Annotated in this window: 18 protein-coding genes; 9 read left to right on the top strand and 9 right to left on the bottom strand. The window is 65.4% G+C overall.

Translation table 11 applies throughout. The annotated features are described in order from the left end of the window. Positions 1-69: 69 nt before the first annotated feature. A complete protein-coding gene (locus LU493_RS02505) occupies positions 70-2,355 on the bottom strand; it encodes a mechanosensitive ion channel domain-containing protein (RefSeq protein ID WP_428994515.1) in 2,286 nt (761 codons plus the stop codon). A gap of 127 nt (positions 2,356-2,482) precedes the next feature. Here LU493_RS02505 and LU493_RS02500 point away from each other — a divergent pair, with 127 nt between their 5' ends. Both LU493_RS02500 and LU493_RS02495 read left to right on the top strand, forming a co-directional pair. Continuing rightward, positions 2,483-3,475 (top strand): amidoligase family protein, encoded by a 993-nt coding sequence (locus tag LU493_RS02500; protein ID WP_275286201.1) that lies wholly within the window; start codon positions 2,483-2,485, stop codon positions 3,473-3,475. Beyond that, positions 3,475-4,143 carry a gamma-glutamyl-gamma-aminobutyrate hydrolase family protein gene (locus LU493_RS02495; protein ID WP_275286200.1) on the top strand — a complete coding sequence of 223 codons (669 nt, stop codon included), beginning with the start codon at positions 3,475-3,477 and terminating at the stop codon, positions 4,141-4,143. Before LU493_RS02500 ends, LU493_RS02495 begins: the two co-directional genes overlap by 1 nt. Before the next feature lie 74 nt (positions 4,144-4,217). Here the strand turns inward: LU493_RS02495 and LU493_RS02490 are convergent, their stop codons facing one another. Continuing rightward, positions 4,218-4,649, bottom strand: coding sequence for an OsmC family protein (locus tag LU493_RS02490; RefSeq protein WP_275286199.1), 432 nt, complete (start codon positions 4,647-4,649; stop codon positions 4,218-4,220). Positions 4,650-4,818: 169 nt separating this feature from the next. Between LU493_RS02490 and LU493_RS02485 the strand changes: the two genes are divergently transcribed. Next, positions 4,819-5,703, top strand: a complete 885-nt coding sequence (locus LU493_RS02485; protein WP_275286198.1) for an aldo/keto reductase — start codon at positions 4,819-4,821, stop codon at positions 5,701-5,703. A gap of 38 nt (positions 5,704-5,741) precedes the next feature. Here LU493_RS02485 and LU493_RS02480 read toward each other — a convergent pair whose 3' ends face one another. The 3 genes from LU493_RS02480 to LU493_RS02470 are packed head-to-tail and all read right to left on the bottom strand — an operon-like array spanning position 5,742 to position 7,631. Next, on the bottom strand, positions 5,742-6,407 hold the full coding sequence (locus LU493_RS02480) for an FMN-binding negative transcriptional regulator (RefSeq protein ID WP_275286197.1): 666 nt from the start codon (positions 6,405-6,407) through the stop codon (positions 5,742-5,744). Between the two features lie 9 nt (positions 6,408-6,416). Then, the gene (locus LU493_RS02475) at positions 6,417-7,172 is read right to left on the bottom strand and encodes a GNAT family N-acetyltransferase (protein WP_275286196.1); all 756 of its coding nucleotides are present in this window, start codon (positions 7,170-7,172) and stop codon (positions 6,417-6,419) included. Positions 7,173-7,184: 12 nt separating this feature from the next. Next, on the bottom strand, positions 7,185-7,631 hold the full coding sequence (locus LU493_RS02470; RefSeq protein WP_275286195.1) for a GNAT family N-acetyltransferase: 447 nt from the start codon (positions 7,629-7,631) through the stop codon (positions 7,185-7,187). 47 nt (positions 7,632-7,678) lie between these two features. On the opposite strand from LU493_RS02470, the gene LU493_RS02465 reads away from it, so the two are divergent. Beyond that, the gene (locus LU493_RS02465) at positions 7,679-9,199 is read left to right on the top strand and encodes a PLP-dependent aminotransferase family protein (RefSeq protein WP_428994513.1); all 1,521 of its coding nucleotides are present in this window, start codon (positions 7,679-7,681) and stop codon (positions 9,197-9,199) included. Positions 9,200-9,434: 235 nt separating this feature from the next. On the opposite strand, the gene LU493_RS02460 is transcribed toward LU493_RS02465, so the two are convergent. Together LU493_RS02460 and LU493_RS02455 are read right to left on the bottom strand one after the other, a co-directional pair. Further along, a complete protein-coding gene (locus LU493_RS02460; protein WP_275286193.1) occupies positions 9,435-9,989 on the bottom strand; it encodes a DUF1415 domain-containing protein in 555 nt (184 codons plus the stop codon). 81 nt (positions 9,990-10,070) lie between these two features. After that, positions 10,071-12,062: a winged helix-turn-helix domain-containing protein gene (locus LU493_RS02455; RefSeq protein ID WP_275286192.1), complete on the bottom strand. Its 1,992-nt coding sequence runs from the start codon at positions 12,060-12,062 to the stop codon at positions 10,071-10,073. Between the two features lie 200 nt (positions 12,063-12,262). Here LU493_RS02455 and LU493_RS02450 point away from each other — a divergent pair, with 200 nt between their 5' ends. Continuing rightward, positions 12,263-12,868, top strand: a complete 606-nt coding sequence (locus tag LU493_RS02450; RefSeq protein ID WP_275286191.1) for a DUF1326 domain-containing protein — start codon at positions 12,263-12,265, stop codon at positions 12,866-12,868. Positions 12,869-12,889: 21 nt separating this feature from the next. Then, entirely contained in the window at positions 12,890-13,621 is a 732-nt protein-coding gene (locus LU493_RS02445) for a DUF2182 domain-containing protein (RefSeq protein WP_275286190.1), read from the top strand. A gap of 201 nt (positions 13,622-13,822) precedes the next feature. Here LU493_RS02445 and LU493_RS02440 read toward each other — a convergent pair whose 3' ends face one another. Beyond that, positions 13,823-14,737: a LysR family transcriptional regulator gene (locus tag LU493_RS02440; protein WP_275286189.1), complete on the bottom strand. Its 915-nt coding sequence runs from the start codon at positions 14,735-14,737 to the stop codon at positions 13,823-13,825. 101 nt (positions 14,738-14,838) lie between these two features. Between LU493_RS02440 and LU493_RS02435 the strand changes: the two genes are divergently transcribed. Further along, positions 14,839-15,579: an SDR family oxidoreductase gene (locus tag LU493_RS02435; protein WP_275286188.1), complete on the top strand. Its 741-nt coding sequence runs from the start codon at positions 14,839-14,841 to the stop codon at positions 15,577-15,579. A gap of 18 nt (positions 15,580-15,597) precedes the next feature. Here the strand turns inward: LU493_RS02435 and nfi are convergent, their stop codons facing one another. Further along, positions 15,598-16,278 carry a deoxyribonuclease V gene (gene nfi, locus LU493_RS02430; RefSeq protein ID WP_275286187.1) on the bottom strand — a complete coding sequence of 227 codons (681 nt, stop codon included), beginning with the start codon at positions 16,276-16,278 and terminating at the stop codon, positions 15,598-15,600. A 75-nt stretch (positions 16,279-16,353) separates the two neighbouring features. Here nfi and LU493_RS02425 point away from each other — a divergent pair, with 75 nt between their 5' ends. Both LU493_RS02425 and LU493_RS02420 read left to right on the top strand, forming a co-directional pair. Next, positions 16,354-17,583 carry an exonuclease SbcCD subunit D gene (locus LU493_RS02425; protein ID WP_275286186.1) on the top strand — a complete coding sequence of 410 codons (1,230 nt, stop codon included), beginning with the start codon at positions 16,354-16,356 and terminating at the stop codon, positions 17,581-17,583. Further along, the gene (locus tag LU493_RS02420) at positions 17,580-20,885 is read left to right on the top strand and encodes an AAA family ATPase (RefSeq protein ID WP_275286185.1); all 3,306 of its coding nucleotides are present in this window, start codon (positions 17,580-17,582) and stop codon (positions 20,883-20,885) included. Before LU493_RS02425 ends, LU493_RS02420 begins: the two co-directional genes overlap by 4 nt. Positions 20,886-20,898 lie beyond the last annotated feature (13 nt).

Here is a 20,898-nt window from a genome sequence, read left to right as displayed (position 1 = left end):
AGGCCACCGGGCTCGGGCGCGCGTTGGGAAACAGGAGAGCGGGAGGCGGGCCCCGAGCGGGGCCAAGGGTCAGGTACCGGGATCGGGGGAGCCGCCACTGGCACTGGTCTGGTGATGGGGATCGGCGACACCCGCTTCGCCGGGATCGCGACCCGCTGCGTCCCGCTCGTCGCCCCGCTCGCTGCTGCCATCGAGCCGACCGCCGCCGCGCCCTTCCATGCTGACGCTGAGGCGCGGCACGCCGAGATCGACCTCCTGCTCTTCCATGCGCTGCTTGAGCAGCAGATTGAAGGCCCGGGCCACATCCCACTGCATCTCGGGCGCCGTACGAAAGCGCATGCGCAGGATCGGACAGCCATCCTCGAAGGCATGAATTCCCTGCATTTCCAGCGGCGACCAGATGTGGTGGCGCATCATCGGGTCCTGTCGCAGCGCCCTGGCGGTTTCGTGCATCAGGGTGATGGCATCGTCGATCTTCATGTCGTAGGGAATCCGGATCTTCATCAGGGCGATGCCGAACTGACGCGACATGTTATGGATCGAGTCGATGCGACTGAAGGTGATGATGTGCACGATGCCATCCAGGTCACGCAGCCTCACGGTGCGCAGGGTCAGGCCCTCGACGGTGCCCATGTGGCCGTTGATCTTGACGAAGTCATCCACCGCCAGGGAGTCCTCGATGAGGATGAAGATACCGGTAATCAGGTCCTGCACCAGGGTCTGGGCACCGAAGCCGATGGCCAGGCCGATCACACCGGCACCCGCCAGCAGCGGCGTGACATTGACGCCCAGATTGGCCAGCCCGACGATCGCCGCGATGATCACGATGGTGGCGAAGATGACATTGCGGATCATCGGCGTGATGGTCTGGGCGCGCGCCTGATTGACCCGACGCCCACGGGAACGGGCCGACGACACCAGGGCACGCTGGATGGCCGTATCGGCGAAGATCCACGCCAGCCAGGCCAGCAGGATGGTGAAGCCAATGCCCAGCAGTGCCTGGCCGATACGCACGCTGGCCACCCCTTGACTGCCGATACCGATCAAGGAGGCGCCCCATACCTGCAGCGAGAGCTCGGCGAAGGCAAACCAGGCCAGGACATGGGCCAGCGCATACCCGAAGCGCTCCAGTCGACGCCGATACTCGCTCTGGCGGCGACGCGTCGAGCGCTTCTCGGCATGTCGCCGCAGCAACCCCGCCACGACCAGCGTCAGTACCAGCAAGGCGGCGGAAATGATCGAACGCGCCAGCGCCGTGCCGACATCGCCCCCCGTGACGAAGATCGCCATCAGGGAACCGCCCACCAGCAGCAGCGCCGGCACATGCCAGAGGCCTCCGACCACGCGGACCACTTCCGACGTCCCCCCCTTCTCGCGCCGCTGGGAATAGGGGCGATTGCGAATCAGATGCTTGATGGGACGCTTGAAGCGCAGAATGAAGCGACCGCTCAATACGGCCGCCAGGGTATTGGCCAACACCGAGCAAAGGCTGGCCAGGTCGAAACCGATGAGCTCGGTTAGCCGCGATGAGTTGAGGGCATCGCCCAGGGCAATCAAGGCGCCGATCATGAACAACGGCCGCAGGCTCTGATGCTGCAGAATGCGCACGGCGACGAAACGATGCCCACGGGTGAACACCGAGATGACCGTCTCCACCACCACCGACAGGGTGCGCCCGCACAAGGCGACATAGGCAATCACCAGAGCGCCCGTGCGTCCGGCACTGCTCGGCACCAGTTGCGCAATGCCCATCGTCAGGGCAAAGGCCAGTGCCCAGGGCAACATGCGTCGCAGGAAATGGATCACCATCAAGTGCGCCCTGGGCTCGCGCGGTAGATCCAGCGGCCAGTCACGGCGCCTGGCAAGCATTCGCCCCAGGGCGATGAAAATCACCAGCAGGCCGGCCCAGATCGCCACCAGAACGGTCAGTTCGATGACGAAACGCACCAGCTCGGCATTCCCGGTCTGCACCACCAGCTCGGTCAGATCCTGCCAGCCCTCGCTCAATTGAAGGCGCCAGCCGTCCACGGGAGATTGGCCCGCCTCGGCCTGTTCTCCCAGCTGGTTGAAGGTATCGGCTAGCGCGCCCAGCAAGCCCTGCTGGGAGGTGATGCCATTCTGATCGGCGACCGGCTGGTTGGCCTGACGCAGCGCCTCCAGGTTTTCCAGCAGTGCCTGCCGTTTGGCATCGTCTTCCAGGGTGGAAATGACCTGATCCAGCGACGCCTGAAGTTCCTGGGGATTGGTGCCTTCCGATTGCTTGGCGCTCGCCAGGCCCGATAGCGGCGAGGGCTGTGCCGCCGCAAGCAGCGGCCACATCAACAGGAGCAGCGTCAAAAGGCCACGCAGGACCATCGAGAAGCGGTGCGCGATGAGCAACGTCGGGTCTCCATCCAGAGAGTCACGGTATAAGGACATATCCTGACATAAAGATGCTCTGCCAGTGTGTTAGGCTGCCGAAACCTGACAACAGGATGCCGTCATGACGCCGCAACCGCCACCCATCCCCGATAACGACGACGGCCAGGCTCGACGGGTCGGCGTCGAGATCGAGTTCGCCGGCCTGCCGCCCAGGGAAACGGCTGACCTGGTGATGTCCCTGTTCGGCGGCGAGCTCGACGTGATCAGCGCCCATCGCCTCAAGGTCAAGAATGCCCGTTGGGGTGACTTCGGTATTGAGCTGGACACCCAGTACGCCCACCCGGACCAGGAACGGCTCGATGCGGAGGCCTATCGCGACAGCGAGTGGGAACGCATGCGCCAGGATTTTCATTCCCGCACCCGCGAATTGATCGGCGACGTGGTCACCGGCCTGGTCCCCACCGAGATCGTCTGCCCCCCGGTGCCCTGGAACGAACTCGACGAACTCGATGCCCTGTTCGATGCCCTGCGCCAACATGGCGCCAAGGGCACCGACGCCAGCCTGCTCTACGGCTTCGGCCTGCATCTCAATCCTGAGGCCCCGAGTCTCGAGATCGACGACATTCTGGCCTGCCTGCGCGCCTACCTGCTCACTGCGCGCTGGCTGCGCGAACAGATCCAGGTGGACATCACCCGGGAGGTCCTGCCCCATGCCAACCCCTTCTCGCGCGCCTACGCGCTCAAGGTGCTGGACCCGGATTACCGACCGGACCTGCGGACCCTGATCGACGATTACCTGGAGCACAACCCGACCCGCAACCGGGAACTCGATCTGCTGCCACTGTTCGCCTACCTGGCCCCGGAGCATCCCCACGAGCTGCTGAGCGACCACCTGGTCCAACCGCGCCCGACCTACCACTACCGCCTGCCCAACGCCCAGCTCTCCGAAGCCGACTGGGGGGCCAGCATGGAGTGGAACCGCTGGCTGGAGGTCGAAGTGCTGGCCGCCGCCCCCGACACCCTGGCCGAGCGTGGCGCCCAGTATCTCGCACGCCATCGGCCCAGTTGGCCACGTCGCTGCTGGAACGCCCTGCGCCGGAGGCTGCGTCACTGATGGCCGAGCGCCCGTTGATCGGTATCACTACCTCGGATCGCAAGAGCCGCATCGCCTGGTGGTTCGACTGGTTCGCCGTCCGACGTCATGGTGGACGACCGCTGCGACTCTCGCCCGCACGCCCCGTGCCAACTCACCTCGACGGACTGATCATCGGCGGCGGCGACGATATCCAGGCCCACCTCTACGGCGCCGAGATGCACCTCGATGTACGTGTCGACCCGGAACGCGACGAGCTCGAACTGCAGCTGCTCGAACGCTTCATTCCCGGCGGCATCCCGGTGCTCGGCATCTGCCGCGGCGCCCAGCTGATCAACGTGCACCTGGGCGGCACCCTGGACCCCGATATCTACACGACCCACGAGGGATTGAAGCCTCGACGCACCGTGCTGCCCCGCAAGACCGTGGACATCGTCGGCGACAGCCAGCTCAACCGGATCCTCAAGGTCACCTGGTGCCGCATCAACAGCCTCCATCACCAGGCGGTACAACGGACCGGCAAGGGGATCGAGATCGTCGCCCGCGACCGCGACGGCCTGGTACAGGGCATTGAGTCCCGCCACCACGACTTCCTGATCGGCGTGCAGTGGCACCCCGAGTGGTTGATCTTCAACCGCCCCCAGCAACGCCTGGTCCGTGCCCTGGTAGACGCCGCCCGCAGGGCCTGAAGCCGCCCAGAACGTCGAGAGGCCGCCCGGTCGGGCGGCCTCTCGAACAAGACGGCGCTACGTCATTATCGGCGTCAGCCTTCCAGTTTGGCGTCCAGGCTGATCTCGGCATTGAACAGCTTGGATACCGGGCACCCTTCCTTGGCCTTGTTCGCGGCGTCCTCGAAGGCCGCCTCATCGGCACCGGGGATGCTGGCACGGGTCTCCAGATGAATCTTGTTGATGCTGAAGCCGCTCGAATCCTCTTCCAGAGAAACCGTCGCCTGCGTGGCGATACGCTCCGGGGTATAACCGGCCTCGCCGAGGATCAGCGACAACGCCATCGAATAACAGCTGGCATGAGCGGCCCCGATCAGTTCCTCGGGGTTGGAACCGCTCTCGCCTTCGAAGCGCTTGGCGAAACTGTAGGACACCTCATCGAGCACGCCACTCTGGGTGGACACCGTACCCTGGCCATCCTTGATACCGCCCTGCCAGACGGCGCTTCCGTTCTTCTTGATGCTCATCTCGACTCCTCGAAATTTAGGTTGGTCGCAGCATTGCTTCTACACCATAGAACATGGGGATGACCGTCCCGAGACACAAGGCCCGTTGCATCCCGAACGGCCTGCAACCAGAATATATGGAAAATACTTCCAAAACTACAGTTGGATACAACCGCCAAGAGGATGCGCCATGACGACTTCCCCCCGCATCACCCTCGCCGCTACTCCCCATGAACCCGCTATCGAGCTACCCGCCATCGGACAAGGCACCTGGTTCATGGGGGAAGGCCTGGCCCCTCGCGCCGACGAAGTGCGTGCGCTCCGGCAGGGACTGGATCTCGGCCAGACGCTGATCGACACCGCCGAAATGTACGGCGACGGCGGTGCCGAGGAAGTAGTCGGCGAGGCGCTCCACGGCCGCCGGGACGATGCCTTCCTGGTCTCCAAGGTCTATCCCTGGAACGCCGGGCGCGACAGCGCCATCGCGGCCTGCGAACGCAGCCTGCAACGCCTGGGTACCGACCACCTGGACCTCTACCTGCTGCACTGGCCCGGAGGCATTCCGCTGGACGAGACCCTGGACGCCTTCGAACGGTTGCGAGAAGCCGGCAAGATTCGCCGTTTCGGTGTCTCCAACTTCGACATCGACGACATGCAGGCGCTGAGTGCCACGCCGGGCGGTAGCGACTGCGCCGTCAACCAGGTGCTCTACCACCTCGGTTCGCGAGGCATCGAACACAGCCTTCGCCCCTGGCAGCGCGATCACGGCATGCCCTTGATGGCCTACTGTCCGCTGGCCCAGGCCGGCCGCCTGCGCCGCCGGCTGCTCGATCATCCCGAGGTCACGGCACTGGCCGACGAACGCGGCCTCACATCGGCCCAGTTGCTGCTGGCCTGGGCCATCCGCCCGCTGGATGGCAAACGCGATGTCATCGCCATTCCCAAGGCGGTGCAGCCGCAGCACGTGCGCGACAATGCCGCCCTGCTCGAGACGACGCTCGACAATGAGGCCCTGGACCGGCTCGACGCCGCCTTTCCGGCAACAGGGCGCAAGGAGCCACTGGATATCGTGTGACTGCTCCCCGCCCTAGCGAGGGTTTACGCGGATTATCGCTAATCGCCTGCGGAGTATGATGTCGGAATGCCACCGAGGCAGGTGGCATCCTGTTCATCATGGCCGTACTCATCTCGCAATCCCTGGTAAATTGCCCGGCGTTCCTCCAGCGACTTGTGCTGACTGGCCTTGCGCTTGCCCTCCAGACGCTCGACGGTGATCTCGACCCCGACGATGGCACGGCACATCGCCGCGATATAATCGTCGGGCGCATCGCTGACCCGCCAGGGACTCTCCCGCTCGCCTTCGAAGCGCTCGGTGAGCGCCACCACCATCTCGTGGAGCCAGTACGGATCGTCGATCAGGCGCAGCCTGCCATGCACGTGCACCACCTGATAGTTCCAGGTCGGCACCACCTTGCCATGCGCTTGCTTGGCCGGATACCAGCTCGGGGTGATATAGGCCTGGGGACCATGAAAGATCGCCAGCGCCTCGACATCGTCCATGCCACCTTCAAGACGATGAGCAAGCGGGTTGGCACGCGCGATATGGCCACGCAGCCTGTCAGGCGAGCACTCATCCGCTGCCGGTGTCAGCAAGAGTGGCAAGTGATCCGCATCTGGCGCACCGGAAGCCTCCCGGGTCACCAGGGTCGCGAAGGGGGCGGCCTCGATGGCCCGATGGCATTCGGCACGACCGAGGCGGAACTGGGGCGGTTGATACATGGTGCACTCTCAAGGTCGGGAGGTGTCGGGTGGCAGGACAGCGGTCATCGACGACAGCGACCGATACTGGCGACCCGTCGCATCGAAGTTCTCGGGAGCCAGCCAGCGGCGGTGACACTCGCGAATCGCCGGCCACTCATCATCCAATATCGAGAACCAGGCGGTATCCCGGTTGCGCCCGGCCACGATCCGATGCTGGCGAAAGACGCCCTCGAAGCGGAAACCCAGCCGCTCGGCGGCGCGGCGTGAAGGAGCGTTCAGGGCATCGCACTTCCATTCGAGACGCCGGTAACCCTGGTCGAAGGCATGGGCCATCATCACCATCAACGCCTCGCTGGACATCGGAGTTCTCGCCATGCGGGGCGAGAAGCTGAGATGGCCGATCTCGATCCGTCCATCCGCCGGCACGATATTGAGATACGCCGCCATGCCGGCCGCCTGCCCGTCGACGGGATCGACCACGGCGTAACACAGCAGGTCCCGCTCCGCGCTCATGTACGCCAGCCAGGCTCGGCAGCCGGCCTCGTCGTCGAAGGGGCGACCACCGAGATAGGTCCAGCGGGCACGTCCTTCGGCATCGTTCTCGATCTCGGGATCCGGCTCCTGCCACGCCTGCCACAGGGCGTCGGCATGGCGCTTGGCATCCAGCGGCGTCAGCCGACAGAATCGCCCCTCCAGGTCCTCGGCATCGAGCCCTGACGGGGGTTGCCAGTGACCGATATCGGGGCCGACCGGCTGACCGTATGCGTTATAGACTTGGGTCATGAGACATTCCCCTCACACCGCCATCAGGTAGGTATCGAACGCCTCGTCGCGCTGCCAGCCAAGCGCATGGTAGCGGGCCTTGGCCGTCGCGTTCTCGACCTGGGTACGCAGCATCAGTTGCGGAACGCCTCGCGTACGGGCCAGTTCCCGGGCCGCTTCCAGCAAGGCGCTTCCGGCGCCCTGACGGCGTGCGTCGGGCATGACGAACAGGTCGTTGAGGATCCAGCGCGATGCCAGGCTGGTCGTGGAAGGTACCGGAAAGAGTTGCGCGAAACCGACGGCCTGGCGGTCATCATCGAGAGCCAGCAGCACGTAGGCATCGCCCTTATCGAAACGCGCTTCCATGAAACGTCGAGCGCCATCGGGGTCGCTGGGCTGACGATAGAACCGGCGATAGCCGTCGACCAGGGGGATGAGGTCGTCGAGTCGTTCATGAGTGGCACGGACAATCGAGATCATGACAAGGCTCACCTTTGGATGTGACGAATCGCCAGTCTGTCGACATAATGGTCCCCCAAGAAGAACCAATTCTGCCGATATACGAGGAACCAGTGGCTGATCCGAATGCCCATCGACTCTGGATTCAGGAGGCGCTGAACCTTCAACTGGCCGAGCCGGACGCCCGCACCCTCGGCCAGCGCCTTTACGACACCCTGCGCGACGGCATCCAGCAGGGCCAGCTCACCTCGGGAAGCGCCCTGCCCTCGTCCCGGCAGCTGGCAAGCGAACTGGGTATCGGGCGCAACACCGTGCTGGGCGCGGTCGACCGGCTCATCGCCGAGGGGTTCCTGGTATCGCGTCCCGGTGCCGGCGTCTTCGTTGCCGACTGGCAGTGGGGGCCCCGGGAGCGCCTCGACGTCCAGGCGATGTCGCCCGTAACGCTCTCGCGTCGCGGCGAACGCCTTCTCGATTTCACGACGCCTCCGAGCGCCCGTCATACCGCCTTCGCACCGGGCGTACCGGCGCTGGATCGCTTCCCCCGCGAGCGCTGGCAACGCTTGCTGCGCCGCCACCAGCAGCGGGCCCCCGTCGACTGGTTCGATTACCGGAATGAAGGCGGCGTGAGTGCACTGCGCGAGGCGCTGTGCGACTACCTGCGGCTATCGCGTTCGGTGCGCTGCCAACCCGAGCAGATATTGATCACCCAGGGCGCGCAGCAGGGTTTCGAACTGATCGCACGGCTGCTCGCCGATGTCGGAGATGAGGTCTGGCTGGAAGAGCCGGGTTACGGCGGCGCGCAGGCCTGCTTCGCCTCGGCGGGGCTGGCACTGCGGCCGGTAGCGGTAGACGATGAAGGCCTGAACGTCGCGTCGCTTCCCGCCGGAACGCCGTCACCCAGGCTGATCTACGTGACGCCATCACACCAGTACCCCAGTGGCACGACCCTGTCACTGTCACGCCGCACGGCACTGCTGGCACTCGCCCGGCGACATGGCGCCTGGATCATCGAGGACGACTACGACAGCGAGTTTCGCTACACCAGCGCACCGATCGCCTCGCTCCAGGGGCTGATGGACAACGCCCCGGTGATCTATGTCGGCACCTTCAGCAAGGTCCTCTACCCGGGGCTACGACTGGGCTACCTGGTCTTGCCGCCGTCGCTGGTGGCGGCCTTCCAGCGCGTCAATGCTCGCCTGCACCGGGAAGGACAGTACGTGACCCAGTCGGCGCTGGCCGACTTCATCGACGAAGGCCATTTCTCGCGCCACGTGGCGCGCATGCGCAAATGCTATCGTCATCGACAGGCGGCTCTGCGCCGCGCCCTGGCCCCGGCGGTTGCCCGCGGGCTCGAACTCTCGTCCGGCCACGCGGGGATGCATCTGGTTGCCTACCTGGCAAGCCATGAACTGGAACGCGAGATCCTCCGGCGGGGAAAGGAGGCGAATCTGCGGCTATCGCCACTTTCCGGCTATTACCTGCGCGCCCCCGGCCAGCCGGGGCTGGTACTCGGCTATGCCGGCGCCACGGAGGCCGAGATCGCACACGGCGGACGCTGGCTCAGCGACACCTGGCTGGCTCTGGCATAAGCAACCTGCTCACTCTCGTGAGATTATGGAAGCGCTGCACAAATCGGCGAGCGGGGCAAAGCACAAGGCGCATGGAGCGCAGCACCGAGCGGAGCGACAAACATCCGAAGGATGGCCCCGAAGGGGCGAGAAACCGGGGGTTTCGAGTCAACCGGAGCCTATAGGATATAGGTGAGGATTCCGAGCACCACGCAACATAGTGCTTTGTTCGCGCAGTCATTTGTGCAGTGTTTCCTTATCGCCCGATACCGCGTAACGCCGCCAGGGAGGCGGCCAACCGCTCGGCGCCCAGCGCCTGCATTCGGACCGCGTTACGCGCGGGAATGGCCTCGGGATCAGGGTAATGGGCCAGGGCACGCTCGAGCCCGGCCTCGCGGATCAGATGCCACATCGGCCAGGGCGACCGATTGGTGAAGTTGCGCGGCGCATCCTCGACCTCGCCCTCGAACTGATACTCCGGATGAAAGCTCGCCAGCTGATAGGTCCCCTCGTATCCCTGCTCCACCAGCAGCGCCTCGGCCAGGCCCAGTGCATCCAGGTAATCATCGAAGTCCGACAGCCCTTCACTCAGTATCAGCAGGGTCGTCTCGGTTTCCGGGTGCGCATCGAGATGCCAGCATTCTTCCATCAGCCGCAGCAGGGCGTCCTGCAGTTCCACGGTAGCTACCGTCACATAGCGAATGCTGTCGCGGGCGACTTCACGTCCCGCGAAGGGACAGACCTCGCGGCCGACCACGAAGGACTCGACCCAGGAACGGGTAGCGGCTAGGGGATCGGCACGGTGGGTCATGGGCGGCTCGTCGGGGAAATGGGGGACGTAGTATACGACTGGGGGCTATCCGTGTCGCGAGTCGTCGTCATACGCTGAAGTTCAATCGGCATCTCCCTGGATGGGCCCTTGCGATGATGCGTTGTCGGCACGTCGCCGATAACGATAACCGACTCCGGCCACCGTCTCGATACACCCCGCCTCCTCGCCCAGCTTGCGTCGCAGCCCCACCACCACGGCATCCACCTTGTTGCTCCAGCCCATGTAACGACTCCCCCAGACCTCTTTCAGCAGTTGCTCGCGGTCTACCGCCTCGCCTGCGCGATCCACGAGGTAAGCAAGGACCCCGAACTCCAGGGGCGTCAGGGCGATGCGTCGATCCTGACGGACCAGTTCGTGCGCCTGTCGATCCAGCCAATCATCACCGCCCTGCAATCCCAGTTCCGCGGCCGCCAACCGCGCCAGCCAGCCATCCACCGAACGCGGCCCGAAATCGAGCACCGCGGTGGTGTGCTCGCGTCCATCCAGGGTCACGCGATGGTGCGGCAGTGGCTGAAAGCCCAGCGTTTCGGCAACCGCCGCATAGGGGGATAGATCGGCGAGCACCAGATAGACGCGACGCAGCGCCGGTCGCATTGCCATGTAATCCCCCTTTAGGGCCAGCCAGCAGGCGGCCTGGACCTCGCCGGGCCGTTCACCGTCGTCGCGCCCCAGCCAGCGACGAATAAACAGCACCCGCTGCCCTTCGGGTACCGGACATTCCTTCAGCGCATCGCACCAGGCGGCCGTGACAGGATCTTCGGCCAGGCATTCGGGGGGTGCCTGCCGCGGGTCGAAGCGACAACATACGCCCTGGCACTCGCCACTGGCATCGCGCACCACCCAGAAGGCCTCGGGCATGGTCTGCCACCACCGCCACAAGGCGTGCGCGCCTTCGGGGCCCTCATACCGATCGACGATATCCCGCACGCTGGCGGTATCCGAAGGCTGGACCGGCTCCACCACCAGCTCGGGATGATCGGTCGGAAAGAAGGCCTCCCGCACGACGGGATTCTCGACCAGGTAGAGCAGATCGGCGGTGCAACGCCAGAGTTCGCGACGCCCGGAACCGCTCGTCTGCGCCACCAGCGCCTGCCATGCCCGACGACGATAGTCGGCGTGTCGCTGCGGATCACGTGCGAGCAGGCTCCTGCCGAGTGCCTCGCGAACCATCTCATGCAGACTCAGCCCATCCGGCAGGGCCTCGACAAAATCGAGTGCGCGCAATCGAACATAGGCATCGGCGGGTGAGGCCTCGGGAAACATCGCCTGCAGCAGCGGTTCGGTAACGCGGCGAACCACACTGGTCGCCTCCAGTAACTGTCGCTGGAACGGATCCGGGTGATCCGCCAGGTAAAGATCGGAGAGCTCATCCATGATGTGCTGCAGGGAGGCATCGGGAAGCCGGAAGTCCGGATGCGCAGGCAAGGTGGCGGCAGCCAGCTGGATCGCCAGCGGATGACCGTGCAACCGCCTGTTCAGCCCCCTCGCCTGCGGCTCGGAGAATCCCAGGCATTCCAGCCATCGAACCGCCTCGGACATCGTCAGGGGACCCAGTGGCATCGATCGCAGCTCGCGCCCCGAAGGGCCACCGAACCACCCCGTTGCCAGCCGATGACGCCCGCTGAACAGCAACCGCACGCCCTCGGGCAACTGCGGCATCAGCGTGGTGCGCAGCCATGTTTCCAACAGGCGAAGCGATTCGATGGCATCCACGCTGATGATCAGTGGTGTGCCTTCCTGCCCTCGCGTCAGGTGGGCCAGGTGGCTCGGCGCATCGAGCTCGATCTGTGCCGCCTCGCCCAAAGCCGTCAGGAACCCCTCCGGCGTGGGTTCGATTTCCCGGCCATCCAGGCACAGGCAGCGGGCACCGACGCGCCTGGCGACGTGAGCGAAGTGACTAAGCAGCATGCTCTTGCCGATGCCCGCAACGCCATGCACCCACATCATCGTGGGCCCCGTCGCGTCGAGCAGAGTCATCAATCGCTCTGACTCCACTTCCCGGCCGACCAACGCATCCGAAGGCCCCGGGGTGGATCGTGTCAGGCCTGCCATCGTTTCATCCCGTGTGCCGTGTCCTGTCAGCCTAGCAAGGCATCAGCGCCACCACTCATGGCATTTCTCATGGAATTCTCATCGACTTCTCGGGAAGGCCTCCCGCCAAGGCGCTATACCTGAGCAACACGATCCGAAAAGCACGACATCGCGTGATGTCATTTCGGCACAGACCAGACAGAGGAAGAGGAGACACGATCATGACCACACAATGGCGAGTCGAGGGCACGTTCTTCGAAGCCTGCACCTGCAAGGGTGCCTGCCCCTGCCTGTTCGGCGGCGACCCCACGGAAGGCACCTGCGATGCCCTGGTGGCCTGGCACATCGACCAGGGCAACATGGATGACCTTGCTCTCGATGGCTTGAACCTGGCCATGGCCCTGCATACCCCGGGCAACATGACCGCCGGCGACTGGAAGATAGTGGTGTATATCGATTCGAGAGCCAGCCAGCAACAGCATGATGCCCTGGTGCAGATCTTCGGCGGATCCGTCGGTGGACATCCGGCCACCCTGGCAGGTTTCGTCGGCGAGATACTGGGCGTCGAATCGGTGCCGATGCGCTATGACATCGACGGCCGACATCACCAGCTCGACGTGGGCGAGCTCGCCGGCGCGTCGCTGAAGGCCATCGAGGGACAAGACGGCGAAGCGGTCACCATCAGCGGCCATCCTGTCGCGGTGGCGCCGGGCAACACCGGCACGGTGGCGCAATCGGATCACGTCTCGCACCGCGGCTACGGGCTCGACTGGCACTTCAGCGGGCGCACCGCCCTCTATTCCGCGTTCCAGTACCAGGCGGCATAATGCGGCCGGGAGTTGCTCGAGATGCAAGCCATTTCGCTGCAGGCGCTTCGCCACAGCCGCGCCCTGCTTCTCGCCTGCCTGGCCCTGGCGGTCATGTTGAGCTGGTGGTACCTGTTCCGGATGGCCGGCGGCATGCCGGCCATGGATGCCCCCATGCCCTTCCGGCCCTGGGCTACCTTCACCATGTGGATGGTGATGATGGTCGGGATGATGTTGCCCGGTGCCGCACCGGGCATTCTGATGTTTGCCGCGGCTCGACCGAAAGCCAGCGAGGATGGCGCACTGCCCTACCTGTTCACGCTCGGCTACCTGCTCGCCTGGGCAGGATACTCGGCGCTGGCGACGGCCACCCAATGGGGGCTTCATGCCTCGGGACTGCTGACCCCCTCCCAGGCATTGAGTGGCAACCTGCTGGCCGGGCTGCTACTGATAACCGCAGGCGCCTTTCAGTGGATGCCCTGGAAGCGCGCCTGCCTGCGCTACTGCCGCAGCCCACTGGGCATGGTCGCCGAGGGTTTCCCGACTCGGCGACACCGCGCTCTGGGCGCCGGCATCCGGCTTGGCCTCTACTGTGCGGGCTGCTGCTGGGCATTGATGGCCTTGATGTTCGTGGGTGGCGTGATGAGCCTGGCCTGGATGGCCCTGCTTACGCTGGTCATCCTGCTGGAGAAGATCATCGCCCCCTGGCAACACCTGGCCAGCATGCTCGGCCTGGCGCTGGTGGCCTACGGCGGCTGGCTACTGTTCACCTGACAGACACCCATGCAGACAGGGCATCTCATGACCAGAGAAACCATCTCCGCCGGTGTCGTACATGACGTTCCCGAGGACCTCGGGCAATGCCTCGTCGATGACGGCGCGGCACTGACGTTCCGGGAAGATATTACGCCCATCGCACGCAATCCAAGAAACCCGAGACGAGACAGCGCCGAATCGAGAGAGTCCGCACCGATCTCAAGGCAGGGAAGCGTCGCCAAAATGTTCTCCATAGATCGAGGTGACCCAGTCAAGAAAGACTCGCACCCGAGGCGATAACTGCCGCCGCTGCGGGTAGACCGCGTACAGCGGCAGGGCCGGCTTGCGCCACTCGGGCAACACCTCAGTGAGCTCTCCCCGTTCGAGCATCGGCGCCACGGAAAAGCGCGGCAGTTGAATCATTCCGCAGCCCTGACGGGCACCTTCCACATAGCTCGATGCATCATTGACCGTCATCCAGCCATTGGCTTCAAATGATCGAGTCCGCCCATCCACGACCACGTCCAGCGTACTATCCGTCGCCTTGCTGCCGGAGAAAAAACCGATCACTTGATGCTCGTGGATCTCGTCCGGATGGCTCGGAAAACCGGCGGCCTCGAGATACCCCGGACTGGCACAGATCACCTGGGGCAGTTCGGCCAACTTGCGGGCGACCAGGCTGGAGTCCTCGGGGACGCCGGCGCGCAGTGCGCAATCCACCCCCTCTCCCACCAGGTCCACACGGCGATCGCCACTGGTAAGCACCAGATTCAGCTCGGGATAACGGCGATGAAAGGCCTGGATATGCGGCAGCGCGATCAATCGGGCATGAGCCCCGTGCATCTCGACACGCAATACGCCAGCAGGATTACTGGCCACCGGCTTGAGCGACGCCTCGGCGTCTTCCATCTCCGCCAGCAGATGGACACAGCGCTCATGAAATACTTCGCCCTCGAACGTGGGCCGTACCTGACGCGTCGTGCGCTCCAGCAGGCGTACGCCCAGCCGGCGCTCCAGTTTCTGGATGGCCAGCGTGGCGGTCGCTCTCGGCATATCGAGCCCATTGGCCGCCTTCGTGAAGCTGCCGCTCTCGACGATACGCACGAAGAGGGTCATCGCTTCGAATCGGTCCATGCGAATTGTTTATCTCTGCTGAACAGAGTTCTCAGATTAGTTGATTTATCCAGTGTACTCGAACAGCAATACTGCCCACTCACCAAGAGAGGATACATTTCATGACGAATACGACGCACAAAGTCGCCCTGGTGACCGGCGCCTCTCGCGGCATCGGGCGCGCCATTGCCCTCAAGCTCGCCGAGGACGGCTTTGCCGTGGGCGTGAATTATGCCGGCAACGCAGAACTGGCCGACCGGGTCGTGGCCGATATCGAGGCAAACGGGGGACGCGCAGTGGCGTTGCAAGCCGATATCGGCGACGCCGAATCCGTGGCCCGGCTCTTCGACACGATGCTCGAGACCTTCGGTCGCCTCGACGCGGTCGTCAACAACGCCGGCATCATGCAGATGGCCGGCATCACCACCGACAATATCGAGATCCTCGACCGCACGCTCGCCACCAATCTACGCGGTAGCTGGCTGGTGATGGCCAAGGCCGCCGAAACCCTGAGAGAAGGTGGCCGTATCATCGTCCTCTCCTCCAGTGTGCTGGCGAAATCCTTTCCCGGCTATGGCGCCTACATCGCCAGCAAGGCGGGTGTCGAGGGGCTGGTGAAGGTGCTGGCCAACGAGCTGCGTGGGCGTGATATTACGGTCAACGGCGTGGCACCCGGTCCTGTAGCGACCGACCTGTTCTTCCAGGGCAAGAGCGACGAGCAGGTCGAATCGATCGCCGCCATGGCACCGCTTGAACGCCTGGGCCAACCGGAAGAAATCGCCGACGCCGTCGCCTTCCTGGCCGGCCCACAGGGTAGCTGGATCAACGCCCAGATCCTGCGCGCCAACGGCGGTTTCGCCTGAAGCAGCCAACGTACGTCTTCAATCTCTCCGCGACGCCAGCCGATCCGCCAGCCGGGTCGGCTCCGGCAGCTTGGTGCGCCCCAGGCAGGCCCTCACCCACGCCAGGGCGGAATCCAGGCACAATCGGTGACCAGGCGACACGAACACCGGCTTCACACGAGTTCGAGAGCGCAGTACGGCACCGATGGTGTCCTCGCCGTCCATGAGCGGTGTCCAGTCGCCCTTCTCGCTTCCCGGCTCGGCGTGACGACCACACAACCGCGACTTGGCAATGCCGATGGCCGGCAGGTCAAGCCACAGGCCCAGATGACTCGCGACTCCCAGTCGCCGAGGGTGGGCAATGCCCTGGCCGTCGACCATGGCCAGTTGCGGCTTCGTCGTCAGCTTGTCGAAGGCGGCCAGGGCCGCCGGTACCTCGCGAAACGACAATAGACCGGGGATATAGGGCATGCGCGTCGGCTCGCGATGCACCACCTGCTCCACCACCTCGAACTCGCCTTTGGCGACCGGCGGCCAGGCCACCACCACCACCGCCGCACGGGTGACCTCGCCCCCGGCCTCGAAACCGATATCCACGCCGGCGATATGACCGACCGGCTCGAGTCGATCCTGACATTCCACTCGGCTCGCCAGCCGCTTCTGTAGCTCGATGGCCGCTTTCGGTGCGAGATTCCAGTCATGCAAGGGAGGTCGGGACATTCAGACTTCCTGATTCATGGCGGTCACTCGGGTTAGACTACGGCCTTTGCCGCATGACGAGCCACCGGGGAGCCAATGCTGAGACTGATCCACACCGCCGACTGGCATCTGGGCCAGAGCTTCCATGGCCAGGAGCGCCACACGGAGCACCGTGCCTTTCTCGACTGGCTGCTCGAGACCCTGATCGAGCGCGACGCCGACGCCCTGCTGGTCGCCGGCGATATCTTCGATGTGGTCAATCCCTCATTGCGCGCCCAGGAACTCCTGTACGACTTCATCGTCACCACCCATGAGCGGCTGCCGCAACTGGATATCGTGCTGATTGCCGGCAACCACGACAGCGGCAACCGCATCGAACTCCCCGCGCCCCTGATGCGCCGCCTGCGCACCCATGCCCTGGGTCGCGTCGTCTGGCGGGAGGACGGAGAACTCGACGCCGACCATCTGCTGGTGCCGCTCACCGATGCGGCCGGCGAGACGCAGGCCTGGTGCCTGGCGCTGCCGTTCCTGCGGCCCGTCGAGGTCACCGGGCGCGACGCCGAGGACTATGTCAGCGGCATCACCGGCGTTCATGAGCGGCTGATCGACGCCGCCCGGCAGCGACGCGAACCCGGCCAGGCACTGGTCGCCATGAGCCACGCTCATCTGCATGGTGCCACTGTCTCCGAGGCCAGCGAACGCCCCATCGTGATCGGCGGCGAAGAGTCGATTTCCGCCGCCCTCTTCCCGGACGACATCGCCTACGTGGCGCTCGGTCACCTGCACCGCGCCCAGCAGGTCGGCGAGGCACGCATTCGCTACAGTGGCAGTCCCCTGCCGCTGGACTTCAGCGAGGTCGATTATCCCCATCAGGTGGTGGAAGTCAGCCTCGACGGCGAGCGACTGACCGGCAGCGAAGCCCTTCCCGTACCGCGCCCGGTGGCCATGCATCGCCTCGGCCCGGCACCATTGGATGACGTGCTGGCCAGCCTCGAAGCCCTGGACGACGACCCTGACCTGCCGCGTGAGCGTTGGCCATGGCTGGAGGTCAGCGTGGCACTCGACGCCCCGGTACCCGACCTTCGCGCACGAGTGGAGTCGGCCCTGGAAGGCAAGGCACTGCGCCTGCTGCGACTTTCCCGCCGCCTGCCCGAAACCGACAGCGGCACCGCTTCGGCACGCATCGATCTGCAGACGCTGGGCCCGCGCAAGCTCTTCGAACGCACCTGGCAAGAGCGATGGGACACCCCGCCCGGCGACGACGTCCTGGCCGACTTCGACCGCCTGCATCAGGACGTGCTCGACGACCCGGAGGCCGACGCATGAAGATTCTCGCCCTGCGCCTGGCCAACCTGGCCTCGCTGCCCGGCCCCCTGGAACTCGACTTCACCGCCGACCCTCTGGCTCATGCCGGCCTGTTCGCCATTACCGGCCCCACCGGCGCCGGCAAGAGCACCCTGCTCGATGCCCTGTGCCTGGCCCTCTACGGCAACACACCGCGCCTGCGCCAGGCCCCCAACCGCGACAGCCAGGTCGACGACCCCGCCGGACAATCGCTCACCACCAGCGATCCCCGCACCCTATTGCGCCGGGGGACCGCCAGCGGTCATGCCGAGGTCGACTTTCTGGGCCGCGACGGCCATCGCTACCGCGCCCGCTGGTTGGTGCGCCGTGCCCGCGACAAGGCCGACGGGCGCCTGCAGAGCGCCGAGCAGTCGCTGCGCGATCTGGACGACGATCGCCTGCTGACCACCCAGAAGCGCGAGTTCGACCGTCTGCTGCCCGAACGCCTGGGCCTGACCTTCGAACAGTTCACCCGTGCCGTGCTGCTGGCCCAGAGCGAATTTTCCGCCTTTCTCAAGGCCGATGACAACGAGCGCAGCGACCTGCTCGAACGCCTCACCGGAACCGCGGAATACTCCGCTATCTCGCGCGCCGCCTACCGCCGCGCCAGCGAGGCGAAGAAAGGCGTCGACGCCCTGGAAGCCAGGCTCGCCGATGACCTGCCCGCCGAACCGGAGGCTCGTGCCGAACTCGAGCAGCAGGCCGAATCGGCCCGTCTGGCCCTGACCGATCTCCAGCAACGGCAAGACCAACTGGACGCCCGTCAGCGCTGGCACAACACCGACGACCGACTGAACCATGCCGTCATCGAAGGCGAGCAGCAGCGACAACGGGCCGACGCCGACTGGCAGGCATTGGCGGATGCCCGCGCCGACCGCGAGTGGCGCCGGCTGATCCTCCCTCAGCGCCACCGACTGACACGTCAGGCCGTCCTGCCCGGCGAGATCGCTACCCTGGAAGCCACCCACGCCGCGACACTCGAAGCGCTCGAGGCCAGCGAAACGACGCACCAGCAGGCCAGCCAGGCCCACACCGAAGCCGAACACGCCCTGCACGAGGCCATCGAGGCACGCCGGCACGCCGACCCCGCGCTACGCGAGGCCCGCGACCAGGCGCAGCAACTCGCCGGCATCCAGCAGCAATTGGCCGAGCGGGAAGCCACCCAGGCCGAGCGCCAGAAACAACTCGCCGACCTCGACGCCCGTCACCGGAAGGCCAGGACCGAGCAACACGAGCGACGCCAGCAACGTGATGCCCGGCAGGCGACACTCAAGCAACGGATGGGCGATCACCCGCGACTGGAGGACGCTCGCCAGGCGACTCAACGCCAGCTCGATCAGGCCGTCCAGCGTCGTCTGGCCCTGGATGAACTAGCCAGCCGCTGGCAACAGGCCAGCCGAGCCGCCGCGACCCATCGCTGGCTGACCGACCAGATCCGTGACGACGAACGCCGCCTGACGACGCTGCTGGAGCAGGGCCAACTTGCTCGCCGACGTCTCGATGAAGCGCACCGTCACTACGCCAGCGTCACCGCCGTCATCGAACGCAACCGCGCCGTACGCAGCGAGAGCGTGACCACGCTGCGCGAGGGCCTGCGAGAGGACCAGCCCTGTCCTGTCTGCGGTGGTCTCGATCACCCCTGGCGCCATCAGCCACCGCCGACGCCGGAAGCCACCCAGCTCGCCGCCCAGCAGACAGAGGAAGAACGCCAGCTGAGCGAGGCACAGGAAGAGCGCGACCAGGCACAACAGCAACGCGACACCCTATTCGGTGAGTACAGCGCCCTCGAGGCCGCCCTCAAGCAGCACCGGCAAGACGCTCGATCGGCCGAACAGCGGCTCGGCGATGCCCGCCAGGCCCTGCACGACCATCCCCTCAACGCCGAATTGTCGGCCATCGATGAGGCCGAACGAGACACCTGGCTTGCCGAGCAAGGCGCTGACAGCGAAGCACGGCGAACGCATCACCAGCAGATACTGGACGACCTGGCCAAGGCCGAAGCCGAGCTGGCCCCGTTGGATCGCGCCCTGCAGCAGGACGAACTCGTCATCGCCCGGTTCGAGACCCAGCGAGCATCGCTCGACGAGGAACTGGCCGAGCTCGCCAAACGCCTCCCGCCCCTGCGCGCGCAACGCGACGACCTGGCCACCCGACTCAAGGCACGGCTCGGCGAACACGCGACGGCGGACGCCTGGCAGCAATCCCTCGATGACCGACAGTCACGAGCCCATCAAGCCCGGGATGCGGCGCTGAACCGCTTGCACGAGGCCAGGCAGGAAGCCCAGCGCCTTGCCCAGCAGCGCGACCATGAGCGTCAACGTCTCGACGCCTTGCACCAGGAACGCGACACCCTGAACAACGAACTGGCCACATGGCGGCAGTCCCACCCAGCGCTGGACGACGCCACACTGACGCGGCTGCTGGAACAGACCGAGACGGAAGCCCGGCAGCAGGATCAGCGACTGGATACCGCCGAGCAGGCACGCCACAAGGCGACCGCCACCCTTGCCGAACGCCGCCAGGCGCTGCTGGACCATCGCCGCGACCCGGCATTGATCGAAGGCGTAGAAGACGACGAGACACTGCTGGGAGAACGCGCTACCGAAACGATCCGTGAGCGCCGTGAAGCGCTGGCCGACGAACGCGAGGCCCTCGCGCCGGAACTAGAGACCGCCCAACGGCGCCGCGACGAGACCCAGCACGCCCTGCGCGATGACGACCGCAAGCGAAAGCGCCAGCAGCAGGGCCAGGCCGAGCTGGAAGCGGCCCGTACCGAATATCGCCGCTGGGGCCGGATCAGCGAGTTGATCGGCTCCGCCGACGGCAAGACCTTCCGGCGTATCGCCCAGGCCTACAACCTCGAACAGCTACTGGAACACGCCAATACTCACTTGACCGGCCTCAGCCGTCGCTATCGCCTGGTACGCGGCGGCAGCGAACTCGGCCTGCTGGTCGTCGACCGCGACATGGGCGACGAACGCCGCTCGGTGCACTCGCTTTCCGGCGGCGAGACCTTCCTGGTCTCGCTGGCTCTCGCACTGGGCCTGGCCTCGATGGCATCCGGCGAGCTGACCATCGAATCGCTGTTCATCGATGAGGGCTTCGGTAGCCTCGACCCCGAATCCCTGGCACTGGCCATGGATGCCCTCGACGGCCTCCAGGCCCTGGGCCGACGCGTCGGCGTGATCTCCCACGTCCAGGAAATGCATGAGCGCATTCCGGTGCAGATTCGGGTGGCGCCCGTCGGCAACGGCACCAGTCGTACCACACTGGACAATGCGTGAGCCATGCGACGCT

The organism is Halomonas elongata, from assembly GCF_029081005.1.
In the GTDB taxonomy this organism is placed as follows: Bacteria; Pseudomonadota; Gammaproteobacteria; order Pseudomonadales; family Halomonadaceae; genus Halomonas; species Halomonas elongata_B.
The sequence above is the reverse complement of the archived record's forward strand: the minus strand, read 5'-3'. Positions and strand labels throughout refer to the sequence as shown.

Bases quoted from the DNA above. Each gene is read 5' to 3' on its own strand.
- LU493_RS02455 (WP_275286192.1), bottom strand. From the start codon at position 12,062: ATGGCAGGCCTGACACGATCCACCCCGGGGCCTTCGGATGCGTTGGTC.
- nfi (WP_275286187.1), bottom strand. From the start codon at position 16,278: ATGTCCCGACCTCCCTTGCATGACTGGAATCTCGCACCGAAAGCGGCC.
- LU493_RS02480 (WP_275286197.1), bottom strand. From the start codon at position 6,407: ATGTATCAACCGCCCCAGTTCCGCCTCGGTCGTGCCGAATGCCATCGG.
- LU493_RS02470 (WP_275286195.1), bottom strand. From the start codon at position 7,631: ATGATCTCGATTGTCCGTGCCACTCATGAACGACTCGACGACCTCATC.
- LU493_RS02475 (WP_275286196.1), bottom strand. From the start codon at position 7,172: ATGACCCAAGTCTATAACGCATACGGTCAGCCGGTCGGCCCCGATATC.
- LU493_RS02460 (WP_275286193.1), bottom strand. From the start codon at position 9,989: ATGACCCACCGTGCCGATCCCCTAGCCGCTACCCGTTCCTGGGTCGAG.
- LU493_RS02495 (WP_275286200.1), top strand. From the start codon at position 3,475: ATGGCCGAGCGCCCGTTGATCGGTATCACTACCTCGGATCGCAAGAGC.
- LU493_RS02420 (WP_275286185.1), top strand. From the start codon at position 17,580: ATGAAGATTCTCGCCCTGCGCCTGGCCAACCTGGCCTCGCTGCCCGGC.
- LU493_RS02450 (WP_275286191.1), top strand. From the start codon at position 12,263: ATGACCACACAATGGCGAGTCGAGGGCACGTTCTTCGAAGCCTGCACC.
- LU493_RS02445 (WP_275286190.1), top strand. From the start codon at position 12,890: ATGCAAGCCATTTCGCTGCAGGCGCTTCGCCACAGCCGCGCCCTGCTT.
- LU493_RS02485 (WP_275286198.1), top strand. From the start codon at position 4,819: ATGACGACTTCCCCCCGCATCACCCTCGCCGCTACTCCCCATGAACCC.
- LU493_RS02505 (WP_428994515.1), bottom strand. From the start codon at position 2,355: ATGGTCCTGCGTGGCCTTTTGACGCTGCTCCTGTTGATGTGGCCGCTG.
- LU493_RS02465 (WP_428994513.1), top strand. From the start codon at position 7,679: ATGGTCCCCCAAGAAGAACCAATTCTGCCGATATACGAGGAACCAGTG.
- LU493_RS02440 (WP_275286189.1), bottom strand. From the start codon at position 14,737: ATGGACCGATTCGAAGCGATGACCCTCTTCGTGCGTATCGTCGAGAGC.
- LU493_RS02490 (WP_275286199.1), bottom strand. From the start codon at position 4,649: ATGAGCATCAAGAAGAACGGAAGCGCCGTCTGGCAGGGCGGTATCAAG.
- LU493_RS02435 (WP_275286188.1), top strand. From the start codon at position 14,839: ATGACGAATACGACGCACAAAGTCGCCCTGGTGACCGGCGCCTCTCGC.
- LU493_RS02425 (WP_275286186.1), top strand. From the start codon at position 16,354: ATGCTGAGACTGATCCACACCGCCGACTGGCATCTGGGCCAGAGCTTC.
- LU493_RS02500 (WP_275286201.1), top strand. From the start codon at position 2,483: ATGACGCCGCAACCGCCACCCATCCCCGATAACGACGACGGCCAGGCT.